Annotated in this window: 8 protein-coding genes; 1 reads left to right on the top strand and 7 read right to left on the bottom strand. The window is 54.4% G+C overall.

Annotation, left to right across the window (positions count from 1 at the left end; genetic code table 11):
• Positions 1 to 67: 67 nt before the first annotated feature.
• Positions 68 to 712 carry an orotidine-5'-phosphate decarboxylase gene (gene pyrF / locus FWG96_00300; GenBank protein ID MCL2031708.1) on the bottom strand — a complete coding sequence of 215 codons (645 nt, stop codon included), beginning with the start codon at positions 710 to 712 and terminating at the stop codon, positions 68 to 70.
• 61 nt (positions 713 to 773) lie between these two features.
• On the opposite strand from pyrF, the gene FWG96_00295 reads away from it, so the two are divergent.
• Positions 774 to 1,838, top strand: coding sequence for a radical SAM protein (locus tag FWG96_00295; GenBank protein ID MCL2031707.1), 1,065 nt, complete (start codon positions 774 to 776; stop codon positions 1,836 to 1,838).
• 31 nt (positions 1,839 to 1,869) lie between these two features.
• On the opposite strand, the gene FWG96_00290 is transcribed toward FWG96_00295, so the two are convergent.
• The 6 genes from FWG96_00290 to FWG96_00265 all read right to left on the bottom strand — a co-directional run bounded on the left by FWG96_00290 (position 1,870) and on the right by FWG96_00265 (position 12,926).
• Positions 1,870 to 4,200: a pentapeptide repeat-containing protein gene (locus FWG96_00290; GenBank protein MCL2031706.1), complete on the bottom strand. Its 2,331-nt coding sequence runs from the start codon at positions 4,198 to 4,200 to the stop codon at positions 1,870 to 1,872.
• Positions 4,201 to 4,370: 170 nt separating this feature from the next.
• Complete coding sequence (locus tag FWG96_00285; protein MCL2031705.1) at positions 4,371 to 4,799, bottom strand: NusA-like transcription termination signal-binding factor; 429 nt, start codon at positions 4,797 to 4,799, stop codon at positions 4,371 to 4,373.
• A gap of 4 nt (positions 4,800 to 4,803) precedes the next feature.
• The gene (locus FWG96_00280) at positions 4,804 to 5,088 is read right to left on the bottom strand and encodes a 50S ribosomal protein L30e (GenBank protein ID MCL2031704.1); all 285 of its coding nucleotides are present in this window, start codon (positions 5,086 to 5,088) and stop codon (positions 4,804 to 4,806) included.
• Positions 5,085 to 6,527 (bottom strand): DNA-directed RNA polymerase subunit A'', encoded by a 1,443-nt coding sequence (gene rpoA2, locus FWG96_00275; GenBank protein ID MCL2031703.1) that lies wholly within the window; start codon positions 6,525 to 6,527, stop codon positions 5,085 to 5,087. Before rpoA2 ends, FWG96_00280 begins: the two co-directional genes overlap by 4 nt.
• Position 6,528: 1 nt before the next feature.
• Complete coding sequence (locus FWG96_00270) at positions 6,529 to 9,330, bottom strand: DNA-directed RNA polymerase subunit A' (protein MCL2031702.1); 2,802 nt, start codon at positions 9,328 to 9,330, stop codon at positions 6,529 to 6,531.
• On the bottom strand, positions 9,327 to 12,926 hold the full coding sequence (locus FWG96_00265; protein ID MCL2031701.1) for a DNA-directed RNA polymerase subunit B: 3,600 nt from the start codon (positions 12,924 to 12,926) through the stop codon (positions 9,327 to 9,329). Before FWG96_00265 ends, FWG96_00270 begins: the two co-directional genes overlap by 4 nt.
• Positions 12,927 to 12,928: the final 2 nt, after the last annotated feature.

The raw sequence follows: 12,928 nt of genomic DNA, 5'->3' as shown, positions 1-12,928 counted from the left end.
GGCTCCATGCCTGAATGTCTATTTATAGCTTTATAGAGAGGCGCGGGCATTATTTTTATTAAGGGTCTCAAACAAACGGCCTTATCTCATCCGCTAGGGAAGATGCGACCGATGCGGGATCATCCGCGCCGTATATCGTCCTTCCGACGATGACATAATCGGCGCCGGCGGATATCGCCGACAAAGCGCTTCCGCCTTGTGCTCCCACTCCGGGAGAGAGGATCTTGAGGTCTCCTGCGATGGACCTTATCGCCCGGATCCTGTCCGGCCTGGTCGCCGGCGCGATGAATCCCGCCACCCCGCATCTTACGCCCATCTCGGCCATTTCCTCCGCGTGCTTGGCCGTGAATGTCCCTCCTCCGGGATGACTCATCTCCGTCACCGCAAATATCTCCGCATCGCCGGCGGCGGAAACGGCTTCTCTCAAAGAATCCTCGCCCGTGAAAGCATGCACTATGACGCCGGACGCCCCTCTGGACACCGCCCCTTCGACTATCAGACGCACCGTGTTCGGGATATCGGCGACCTTGAGGTCACATATCACGTCAGACACCTCGGAGAGCTGAGTTATCACATCTGGCCCGGCGGAAAGTATCAGCGGCCAGTTTATCTTGATCGCATCCACTTTGTCAGAAACGGCCGCCGCGATCCTCATGGCTTTGACGGCATCCGTCTCGTCCAGCGCAAGTATCAGCCCGGTGTCTCTTTTCATGCAGTAATGCTTTAGCCCTCCAACGTTTATTAAGACATCGCACATATCACTGCCGATAACATTGAAAGCGTACGAATACGGCTCCGCCTCCAACTGCCCTCTCCCGAAGGGATGTGAACATTGCGTCAACGGGTCGAAGATGGTCCTTCTGATCACCGGCAGATGCCGTACCGATTGTTTCTACTGTCCGATATCGCCTGAGAAGAAGGGCAAGGACGTGATGTTCGCAAACGAGAGGAGGATATCGGATCTGAGCGAGATGCTGGAGGAGGCTGAGTCGATGGACGCTACGGGGACTGGCATAACGGGAGGCGACCCTCTTACAGAGATGGAACGGACCGTATCCGCGATAAGGATGCTGAAGGAGCATTTCGGACCGGAACATCACATCCACCTGTACACTTCGATCGTAGACGTCGGCAGATCCAAGGAGCTCTGCGACGCAGGCCTAGATGAGATAAGATTCCATCCTCCGATGTCCCAGTGGGAGACAATGAGGTTCGATGATATATCAAAGATAATCGCGGAGACAACCTTGGATGTGGGCATCGAGGTCCCGGCGATACCCGGGAACGAGGACAGGCTGGAGAAGCTCGTGCTGTCCGCGGCGGAAGCGGGCGTGGGTTTCATTAACATCAACGAATTCGAATTCTCAGAGAGCAACTGGAACATGATGGAGGGCATGGGATACAAAGTGAAGGATGACATTTCCTCCGCGGTGGCAGGCTCTGAGGAGATGGTAACGGACCTGATGAAAAGATATCCCAGTTGCCCGATCCATTTCTGCTCTTCCTCTTTCAAGGACGGGGTCCAGCTCAGGCGGAGACTCATAAGAAGAGCCGGCGTGACCGCCAAGGAGTACGATGTGGTGACCGAGGACGGAACGGTCATCAAAGGCGTCGTTTACGCCGACGATCTGGATGAGGCGGCCGCAATGCTCATGAGATTACGTGTCCCGAAGGAACTTATCTTCATCGACCGGGAAAGGAACAGGATAGAAACGGCCTCATGGAAGCTCAGAAAGATCTCGAAGAAGCTGCCTTACATGTCATACATAATCGAAGAATATCCCACCTTCGACAGGATGGAAGTGGAGAGGATACCATTGAAGAGCCGGAGCCCTTGAACTGCCGAACAATGACCCATTATCTCAACGCTCATCTCAGCGTTCTTCTTGCGACAGCGACCACAAAATAGGCTACAAAGAACAGCCCCAGATATCCGTCGATTATGCATAACGTATGCAGCCATCCGTTGTCGGTCTCCGCTGTATTGATCCCGAATGTCAGGAATGCCTCAAAACTGCTCCGCAGCGATTCCCCCAGCAATGCCAAGAACGATGTATCCGTCGTGAAAATTGCAATTAGTATTAAGAGCGACATAATGAACGGAATAATTATCAGAAATGCAAAGATGCGAAAAATATTGGTCCCGTACTCGCCGAAAAGGTCGAGAGTCTTGAACCCCCACCTCTCCAGTCTGCCTATTGTCGGTTCTTTTTCAGTACCGGATGATTTTGGCTCGGCCGCTTTCGTTCTCATGTATTCGACAAACGCACGGTCTTCTGAATTGTATTCTCCGATCCTGCGGTAATTTTCCTTCAGTTCCTGAAGCGTTTTTTTCTTGACTTCAACTGCCTCAGCGGAGTCACTTTCGTATACTTTTCGCCCCTCTAAGACATGCCTACCTAAGACCTTTTGGATCTTGTTTTTGTATTTCTCATCTAAATCTTGATTTTCTCTTTTTATCAAATCTGCGGAGTAAGAAACAATATCAATAAGACTGGATTCTCTGTTCTTTCTGAGAATTTTTCTTTCGTTTCTTTCATCATACAGTTTATTCCAGGATATGTTCAAGCGTTCAAGTATCACTGTTCCGCTTAGGTCGATCTTTTCAAAATCGAAAATTGTCAGAACATCTCTTACAACTGCGCCCCTCATTAACAGAATTCCTCCTTCCGCTGTTATTTCTGATCTTCTGAAAAACTCAGAATCAGAGAAGTCCATAAAGGCCTTATCAAAAATAGGCTCCCTGGATATATTTGAAATACTGTCTGGGTTTTCCGATGTTGTTCTTTCAGGGAGAAGGACTCTGAAAGTCACCCTCCCGCTGAATTCTGCATTAAAAAAATACGTTTCATCGCCGAAGGTGGCATCCTCGAAATATGTTTCGTCGCCGAAGGTGGCATCTCTGAAGTCTGTTCCGTTGCCGAAGGTGGCATCTCTGAAGTCTGTTCCGTTGCCGAAGGTGGCACGCCCGAAGTCTGTTTCTTTGCCGAAGGTGGCACGCCCGAAGTCTGTTTCTTTGCCGAAGGTGGCATCCCAGAAATATGTTTCATTGCCGAAGGTGGCATCCCAGAAAAATGTTCTGTTGCCGAAGGTGGCATCTCTGAAGTCTGTTTCGTTGCCGAAGGTGGCACCCCTAAAATATGTTTCGTTGCCGAAGGTGGCATCCCCAAAATATGTTTCATTGCCGAAGGTGGCATCCCCAAAATATGTCCAGTTGCCGAAGCTGGCGCGCCCAAAGCTTGTTCCATTGCCGAAGGTGGCATCTCTGAAGTCTGTTTCGTTGCCGAAAGTGGCGTGCCCAAAGCTTGTTCCGTTGCCGAAAGTGGCATCCCTGAAGTTTGTTCCATTATCGAAGGTGGCGCGCCCGAAGTCTGTTTCGTTGCCGAAGGTGGCATCCCTGAAGTTTGTTCCATTATCGAAGGTGGCATCCCTGAAGTTTGTTCCATTATCGAAGGTGGCATCCCTGAAGTTTGTTCCATTATCGAAGGTGGCACGCCCGAAGTCTGTTTCGTTGCCGAAGGTGGCATCCCTGAAGTCTGTTTCGTTGCCGAAGGTGGCATCCCTGAAGTTTGTCCCATTGCCGAAGGTGGCACGCCCGAAATGTGTTTTGTTGCCGAAAGTGGCACGCCCGAAATGTGTTTTGTTGCCGAGGGTAGCACCATCGAAGTCTGCTCCATTGCCGAAGGTGGCGCCCCCGAAATATGTTTCGTCATCGAATGTAGCATCCCCGAAATATGTCCCGTTTCCGAAGGTGGCACCCCCAAAGTTTGTCCCGTTTCCGAAGGTGGCACCCCCAAAGTTTGTCCCGTTTCCGAAGGTGGCACCCCCAAAGTTTGTCCCGTTTCCGAAGGTGACACAGTCGAAGTTTGTTTCGTTGCCGAAAAGTGCATATTTTGCAGTTACCTGTGGCATTTCCTCTCTCAATTTATCCAGACACTTTTTTATTTCATCGGGTGGAACGAATTTTGAGTCGAGGTTTAGTACGCCGCCGATGTCACGCTCTGTAAATTCTGATGAATGAAACCTCTCAAGACGCCGGCAGACCACTATCGGTTCTTTTATTTCTTCCTCACCTTTTAGTTTGAACGTATATCGGATCACCGCATCCGAGTCTGTTTCCTCGATGACCTCTGCACCATCCAATGCGTAGCACGTGAGAAATGTCTCATACCTTTCATCATCAATGAATTCGTCACTCATTTGGCCACTCAGATATGTTACGACACGGGTGCCTGATATATATTTTACTTTGGAACTCTGGGCGCAAGGAGAAATATAGCCGCATACTGTGACGATTCTGAAAAGACCGTCCGTGAATGAAAACGAAGAAGGATGTTTTTAAAGAGTTTCTCACACCGGTCGGGGGAGCTTCAGTCAACGCTTATGCTTTGGATCTCGTGATGCCTGTTCACGATATCCCTCGCAATGCGGAGGTTCTTTCCGGCCTTGCCGATCGCGCGCCCCTTGAGCTTGGGGTCTACCGTGATCGTGGCGTGGGTGATGTTCCCGCGCTGCTCGATAACGACCTTCTGAGGGCTGTATATGTGGAATACATTCTTCACGAACTGCTCAGGATCCTCCGAGTACTCCACGACCTGGATGTTCTTACCCGTTTTCTCCTTGAGCTTTATTACGTGTTCCCCTTTTTTCCCAACGGCGATGTTCCCCTGCCCTTTCTCGACCACGAAGACCAATTTTTCATCGGCGTCCATGCAGTCGATCGGACTGGCCTTTGTTATTGCTGAGAACAGCGCTATGTATCTGAGGGTATCCTCATTGAGTACGATATCCGTGGACATGGTCTCACAGCGTTAAGATGTTGGAGGAACCCTTGTCGATGACCGCGAGGGCGGATACCGAAAAGGGCTTTCCGCAGAGGGCTCCCAACTCCATGTTGTTACCCTCATAGACGTGCACCTTCACGTCTATGTTCCCTGTCAGCATCTCGCTCGGGCAGTTCCTTGACAGGATGACCATCTGCGCCTTTCCTGCCTTTATTGCTTTCTCTGTCTGGTCGACCCCGAACTCCACCTTCCCGGTGGTGATCGCGGCTTTCAATGCTCTGCTTATATCTATTTTCTCGCTCATTGATTCTCCCCCTTTCTGGGTGTGTAAATAAGGTTTACCGCGCCGGTACCTAGGGTGACCGGCTGTCCGACTATGATGTTCTCTGTCACTCCTTCGAGGCTGTCGACCTCTCCGACCATCGCCGCGTGCAGCAAATGCGCCGCAGTGATCTCGAACGCCGCCCTTGCCAGGACAGAGGATTTCTTTCCTGATACTCCGTGCCTTCCTATCGCTTTGACCAATCCGTCATTGGTCATGAGGTCGGCAACGAGCATGATGTGTCTGATATCGACATCCAGTCCCGCTTCCCCGAGGGTTCCCATCGCCTCGTGTATGATGGAATTCCTTGCGGCCTCGATCCCGAGGACGTCCGCTACCTCCAGTATGCTGTTGGTCATTACCTTGTTCGCATTCACGCCCTCGATCTTCAGCACTTCCTTGAGGTTGCTTCCTTCGGTGATTATCTTCCAGGAACCGCCGGCTTTGCTGAGAACGGCCCTTGTGATGCCGTCTATACCTTTTATCTTGGCATTCCTGACCGCGTCATACATCATCTGAAGCTTCTTATACGACGGCTCATCGGCCGTGATGACGATCTGGAAATCAGAGGATTTGACGAGTCCGCGGATGATCTTTACCTTGTTCAGCCTCTCCGCGACGTCTTCCAGTTCCAGACCGCGCTGGGTCATCTTCTTTGTGTTCGGCGTGATCACCAGACGCATGTTGGTTATGTCCGTTTCCACCGATGCTATGTCCAGAAGCGAAGTGACCTCTATCTCTGACGCCACGTGCCTCGCGACGCTCTCATCCTCCGCGGCGATGCCGGTGAGCGGTATCTCCATCGAAGGCGTGCTGGGAACGCGCCTCGCGTCCACGATCTCGATCAGCCTCGGAAGGCCCTGGGTAACGTTGATGTTCGCAACCCCTGCGTAGTGGAAGGTACGCATGTTCATCTGAGTTCCCGGTTCACCTATCGAGTGCGCCGCCATGACCCCGGTGGACTCGTTCTTGTCCATCATGTGCGAGGTATACATGCGGTTGGCGGTGGCGATCAGTTTTTCGTAGATGTCGTCGCCGAGCTCCGCGCGCTCGATCACGTTGGCTATGTCGGTGATTATCTTCATAGGCAGGGGCGATGCGATCCTGTCCGCTATCTCTTTGAGCTTGATCTCGGCCGGGCCGAGCTTACGTTCGCGGAACACTTCCTCCATGAGCTCTGCCTTCGGCTCCTGAGCTGCCTTCTTGGGCTTCGCCGCGCCGGCCGCCGTGCGGGTGGTGCGTTTGCCGATCTTCTGCAGGGTGGATTCCGCTTCTTCCTCCGAAATTCCCAGTTCAACGAGTTCCTCGACGCTCGCCGCGGATATGGCGCTGAGGGTGTTGTACTTGGTGAGAAGAAGCTCTCCGACCTCTTCGCTGATATCTCTGCTGAGAAGCGCTTTAAGCGTGTCCTTCTTTGCCATATCACTCACCTCCTCCTTCGAAGTCCGTGTCTATGTCATCGTATTCTTCGCCGTCTTCCTCTTCGATATACTCCATCTCGTCCTTTTCCTTGGAACCGTAGTCCTCGCCTACGTTCAGGTCCTCTATGCGGAGGAGGATGTCGGCGTCGTCGCCGAGCACTTCCGAGAAAAGATCGTCGAGATCTATCGCTTTTCCCCTCACCGTTCTGGACGGGTCCACCCCGTCCTCTCCGTATTTGAATTGTATTATAGTTCCCACGGTGTTCCTCACCGTTCCGTCCGACGTCAGCTTCAGGTCTTCCAGAGCGGAGATCAGCCTTCTCTGCATATATCCTGATCTGGATGTTCTCACAGCCGTGTCGACCAGTCCTTCCCTTCCTCCCATTGCATGGAAGAAGAACTCCGTCGGGTTCAGGCCCGATTTGTATGAGTTGGAGCAGAATCCTCTGGCCTGGGCTCCCAGGTCCCCTTTGTTGAAGTGGGGCAGGGTCCTGTTCCAGTATCCCCTGGACAGCCTCTCGCCGCGCACCGCCTGCTGGCCGACGCAGCCTGCCATCTGGGACAGGTTCAGCATGGACCCGCGGGCGCCCGCCTTTGCCATTATAACTGCGGGATTCATAAGGCCCAGGTGCTTCCCCGCGACACGGCCCGCTTCGTCACGTGCCTGTCCGAGGACCTTCATGACCCTGACCTCCAGCGTTTCCCTTAACGAGCGTCCGGGCATCTGGTCGAGGGTCCCGTTCTGATACGATTCCACGAGATCCGACACCTCGTCTATGCATTCTTGGTTGTAGTTCGCTATCTGGAGCGCGGCCTCTTCGGGAATGTCCTCGTCCCCGATGCCGGTGCTGAACCCGTGGTTCATGAGAGCGCCGAGAGCGAGCCTTGTCACCTCGTTGATGAACTTGGCGGCTCTGTCGGAGCCGTAGTCGCGAGCTATCCTGTCCAGGATCTTCCCTTTGCTGTTGCCGATGCCTTTCGTGTCGATCGTGCCGCAGAGCAGCTGACCGCCGCGTATCTTCACATACGCATCGGAATGGCAACCCTCCTTCAGGCAGACGTCGCAGTTCTGGCATATGTTGGATTTGAACGTCGTCCTGAAATCCTCGGGGAGCACCGTCGAGAACAGCTGTTTCCCTGTCCAGTATTCCTTTCCTTCCCCGTCGACCTCCGGCTCCGGTACCTCTATGTCGCGGAGCTTCGAAAGTATGTTCATGGCCTCGAACCTGTCAAACCTGGGGTTCCTGTGCGTAAGGAAGTATGCCCCGGTTATGTGATCGTGGATCGCACCGATGATCGGGCCGCCGTACCTCGGCGACAGAACGTTCTCCTGAACCTGCATCAGTATGCGGGCCTCCGCGCGCGCTTCGTCCGACTGCAGGACATGGAGGTTCATCTCGTCCCCGTCGAAATCAGCGTTGTAAGGGGGGCAGTCGCAGAGGTTGAACCTGAACGTCTTGCCTTCCATCATCCTTACGCGGTGCGCCATCATGGACATCCTGTGCAGCGAGGGCTGTCTGTTGAAGAGAACGACGTCCCCGTCCATCAGCTGCCTTTCTATTGTATAATCGATATCGATGTTCTCCGAAACCTCTTCCGCATTGCGTTCCGTTACCCTGATCCTCCTTCCGTCGGACCTTATGACGTAGTTGACGCCGGGAACGTAACCGTTCTCCATGGAGGGTTCGGGTCCGCGGGCGACCATCTTTTTAAGCTTCTCGATGTTGTGCTCGTTAACGTGCACCGGAACGGTCAGTTCCCTTGCCGCCATGTACGGAACGCCAACTTCATTTATCGAGAGCATGGGGTCCGGAGATATCACGGTACGGGCGGAGAAGTTCACACGCTTACCCGAGAGGTTTGATCTGAAACGCCCCTCTTTGCCTTTGAGCCTCTGTGCCAGCGTCTTCAGCGGACGGCCGGACCTGTGCCTCGCCGGAGGTATTCCGGAGGTCTGGTTGTCAAAGTATGTGGTCACATGGTACTGCAGCAGTTCCCACAGGTCCTCGACTATCAGCTGGGGTGCTCCCGCATCGCGGTTCTCTCTCAGCCTCTGATTTATCCTGAGAACATCCACGAGCTTGTGCGTAAGGTCGTCCTCCGATCTGTCCCCCGAGTCCAGGGTGATTGACGGCCTGACCGTCACGGGGGGGACGGCGAGCGCCGTCAGGACCATCCACTCCGGCCTGCAGGTCGCGGGGTCCATCCCGAGGGTCCTGAGGTCCTCGTCCGAGATGCGCTCCAGCCTTTCGCGCACCTCTTTCGGGGTGAGCTTGTGATTGTCGTCCACTTCTCTGAACGTGGTGGGTTTGTCCAGTTTTATCTTTATCTGTTCTGTTGCGCAGTATGGGCAGACGCCTTTGTTGGACGCGTCCTTCGCGGTCTCCTTGGAGAAGTTCTTCAGATCTATGGTGCCTCCTCCGAGGTCCTTCATTTCGGACATGTCGTCCCTCCTGGCCTCTATCTGCTCCGCTGTGAGCATGATCCTGCCGCAGTTGCGGCAGGTGCTTTCCAGCATCAGCTTTATGTCCTTGATGAACCCCACATGTATGACCGGCATAGCAAGGTCGATGTGTCCGAAGTGACCGGGGCATTCGTCGACCTTGCATCCGCATGTCTTGCATCTCAGCCCGGGTTCGATCACGCCCATGTGCGGGTCCATCAGGCCCATCTCGATGGGGTAGCCCTCGTCGTCGTACGTGTCCGCGGTGATGATCTTGGTTGCGGACATCTTCCTTATCTCTTCGGGCGAGACGCAGGAGAATTTGATAGATCCTATCCTTTTCGTAATGCCGCGCATCATGTCAGGTCCTCCAGCTGCAGCCTCATGGCGACGCCAAGGGACAGAAGCTCATCCATAAGCAGTTTGAAAGCATATGACGTCTGCACGAGGTATATGCTGGAATTGTTCTTGCACACCGGACAGTACAGCGCTCCGTGTCTGTCCATTATCGCAATATGGCCGCATGACTGGTTCCCGCAGATATACTGCTGGGTCCCGTCGGACTCGTCAAGCAGACGGTCTTTGATGACCATCGCGGCGCCGTGGCCGATGAGACAGTCGCGCTCCATCTCCCCGAATCTCAGGCCTCCCTGCCTTGAGCGCCCTTCGGTGGGCTGTCTCGTGAGTATCTGCACGGGTCCTCTCGAACGAACGTGCAGTTTGCCGCTGACCATGTGGTGAAGTTTCTCATAGAAGATCACTCCGGTGTAGACCTCGGTCTGAATGAGCCTTCCGGTCATTCCGTCGTACATCGTCTCTTTGCCGTGCATGCCGAAGCCGTTCTTTACCAAGGCGTCGCGTATGGCGGCCTCTCTTTCTCCGGAGAACGCCGTCCCGTCGATGATGCGGCCTTCCATGGCCCCGACCTTGCCGGCTATCATCTCCAGCACGTGCCCTATGGTCATACGGGACGGTATGCCATGGGGGTTGACCACCAGATCGGGAGTGACCCCTTCGGCGGTGAACGGCATGTCGCACTGGTCCACCAGTCTTCCGATCACACCTTTCTGTCCGAACCTCGAGCAGAACTTATCGCCAAGCTCCGGCACCCTCTCGTCCCTTACCTTGACGCGTACCAGCCTTGACCCGTTCTCGGATTCCGTTACCATGACTGAGTCGACATAACCTTTCTCTCCGGGCCTTACGGTCACCGACGTCTCTCTTCTCTTCTGAGGCGTCAGGAAGTCCGTTTCCTCTTCGAGGAACCTCGGAGGGGATGTCTTTCCTATCAGGACATCGCTTCCCGTCACTTCTGACTCTGGCGAGATCAGCCCGTCCTCGCCCAGCAGGGCGTATGCGGAGTCGGCGCGTGCGCCCATTATGTCGGGGGACGGGATCTCGAAATGATCCTCCTGGCCACCGGGATAGCGGCGCTCCTCCGCGCGGTACGACCTCATGAATGTCGATCTCCCCAATCCTCTTTCTATGGAGCTCCTGTTCATGACGAGAGCATCTTCTATGTTATATCCGTGGTAAGACAGAACGGCCACGCAGAAGTTCTGACCCGCCGGTCTGTGATTGTATCCCATGAACTCCATGGTCTGCGTCTGCACCATCGGGACCTCCGGATAATGCATGATGTGCCCTCTCGTGTCCGGCCTTATACGGTAGTTGGCGGCGGGTATCCCCAGCGCCTGTTTGGCCATTCCGGCCCCCATAGTGACACGGGGTGCAGAATTGTGTTCCGGATACGGAACTATCCCCGATGCGACCCCGAGTATCACCATGGGGTCAATCTCCATGTGAGTGTGCCTCCTGGTGATCTTGGCCGGAACGGTGATGTTGTCGCCGCACCATTTGCATTTAAGGACGGGTTCCTCTTCCTGCCCGGGATTAAGCCAGTCGACGTCCGTCGGCGACAGGGCGTGCTCGCAGCGCTCGCACCTCTTCGGAACATCGTACGCGTCCACGACCACGAGAAGGTCCTCTTCCTCCTCGGCGTCCACCCATTCGATTATACCTTCCTTGAAAAGGTTGTTCCATGTCACTTTCCCCTCGCGCATGCCTTCGAGGTGTTTTCTGGTTATCATCGTCCTGCCGTCCTTCAGGATCAGAAGCGGGCGCCTGAGGCGGCCCTCGTCGCAGTTGATGATCACTTCTTTCATTTCCTCATCATAGCGTATGTTGATGCAGTTCGACAGGAGACCGTATCTTCTGCGGTCCCTTATCTCGGATACCAGTTTTTCAGCTTCCTTGTGGGTACCGACCAGGTCTCCGTTTATGTATATCCTGGTTCCTTCTTCTTTGACCGATCCGAGGCCGAGTTCCCTCAGCGTCCATTTGACGTCCGGCTCCGGATATCCCTCGGAAACATCGATGATCAGCGCCGCGTTCTTCACGAGACCGCAGTTCTGCCCTTCGGGGGTCTCCGACGGACACAGCCTGCCCCACTGGGTGGGGTGAAGGTCACGGGCCTCGAAGTGAGGCTGGCTCCTTGTGAGTGAGGACGTCACTCTTCTGAGATGCGACATCGCGGACATATTGGACGTCCTGTCCAAAAGCTGGGATACGCCGGCGCGGCCGCCGACCCAGTTGCCTGTCGCCAGAGCATGGAGCAATTTATGCGTCAGCAGGTCCGGCCTTATGGAAGAGGAGATATTGAGTTCGCTCTTCTTTCTGCCCCAGTTCCTTTCCAGCTGATACTTCAGGTCTTTCATCAGACTGCTGAAGCTCGTTCTGAACAGGTCCTCCATGAGGTCGCCGGATAGTTTGAGCCTCTTGTTCGCATAGTGGTCCTTGTCGTCCTCTTTCCTTTTGTTTAGAGACAATTCGAGGACGGAGCGTGCTATGCGCCCGAGGAATATCGCTTTCTTCATGCGGTCGGCCTCGGTGTCCCCGAGGTGCGGGAGAAGAGAGCGGTCCAGGATGCTCTCGACCTTCTTGGTCCTGTATTCCTTTGCCTGCCCGGCCGCAAAGTTCCTTTCCAGGAAGAGTATGGCGTCCTCCTTGGTGTGGTAGCCGCTCGGGGGGTAGTTCTTTTTATCGAGAGAACTCTCGATGTTGGCGTAGACGATGTTCGCCATCGCCTCGTCTGAAACGATCGTGTCGTAAATTTCCGCGTCGGACTCCATGCCGAGCGCTTTCATGAGCGCGACCAGCGGGATGGAGCCGGACGCGACGGGCACGGAGACCATCACCATGCCGTCCTTCTTCTTCTCAACGAGCGTCAGCGCGCGGTACCCGTCCTTTTGAGAGAACACCTTGGCGATCTCCACTGACGATCCGTACCTCTCGTTGTACTCGACCATGACCCTGTTGGGCGCAAGGTCCTCAAGGGTGATCAATACCCTCTCGGTCCCTCCGATGATGAAATATCCTCCCGGCTCCCTGGGGTCCTCTTTCTGTTTTATCAGCTCTTTGAGGTATTCGTCCTCCGAGAGCTTGCGGTCCATGTTATTGTCCAGAACGCGGTGGTTAAGGTTGCACCCATTCGACTTGACCATCATGGGCAGGTCGCCCACGTGCACCCACCTCTCGCCCTCGGGCATTTCCTTCTCGATCCCGTCCTCGTATATCTCAAACCTTACGAACACCGGAGAAAGGTAGTTCAGATTCCTGAGTCTCGCCTCCATCGGCGTGAGCTCGTGGCTGTAGCCGTTCGCCTCCATGACCTTCGGCTGATCGATCCTGATCGTAGGTTTTGCCTGGGGGTCGATGTTGCCGTCCTCGTCCCTCCCCCTTCCTATTCTGATCTCTATGTTCCTGCCGCTCGTGCGTTCCGGATCCAATTTAATGACCCCGCGCTCGGCGTCGTCGGTGGGCACTCTGATATCGTCGACGATCTTCTGCATCCTGCTGTTCGGGTTCCCTGCGGTTGCAAGGAAATCATCGAACGATGAGATGTGATGGTTCACGATGTTCTTCTCTGCGAAATATAATTTAACCAAATCTCTCAAAA

Origin of the sequence: Candidatus Methanoplasma cognatum (genome assembly GCA_009777615.1) — an archaeon.
Taxonomy (GTDB): domain Archaea; phylum Thermoplasmatota; class Thermoplasmata; order Methanomassiliicoccales; family Methanomethylophilaceae; genus Methanoplasma; species Methanoplasma cognatum.
This window is presented reverse-complemented; position numbering and strand designations above follow the sequence as displayed.

What these genes read in the sequence shown, in the direction of transcription:
- FWG96_00270 (MCL2031702.1), bottom strand. Translation starts at nt 9,330, where the DNA reads ATGATGCGCGGCATTACGAAAAGGATAGGATCTATCAAATTCTCCTGC.
- rpoA2 (MCL2031703.1), bottom strand. Translation starts at nt 6,527, where the DNA reads ATGGCAAAGAAGGACACGCTTAAAGCGCTTCTCAGCAGAGATATCAGC.
- FWG96_00285 (MCL2031705.1), bottom strand. Translation starts at nt 4,799, where the DNA reads ATGTCCACGGATATCGTACTCAATGAGGATACCCTCAGATACATAGCG.
- pyrF (MCL2031708.1), bottom strand. Translation starts at nt 712, where the DNA reads ATGAAAAGAGACACCGGGCTGATACTTGCGCTGGACGAGACGGATGCC.
- FWG96_00290 (MCL2031706.1), bottom strand. Translation starts at nt 4,200, where the DNA reads ATGAGTGACGAATTCATTGATGATGAAAGGTATGAGACATTTCTCACG.
- FWG96_00280 (MCL2031704.1), bottom strand. Translation starts at nt 5,088, where the DNA reads ATGAGCGAGAAAATAGATATAAGCAGAGCATTGAAAGCCGCGATCACC.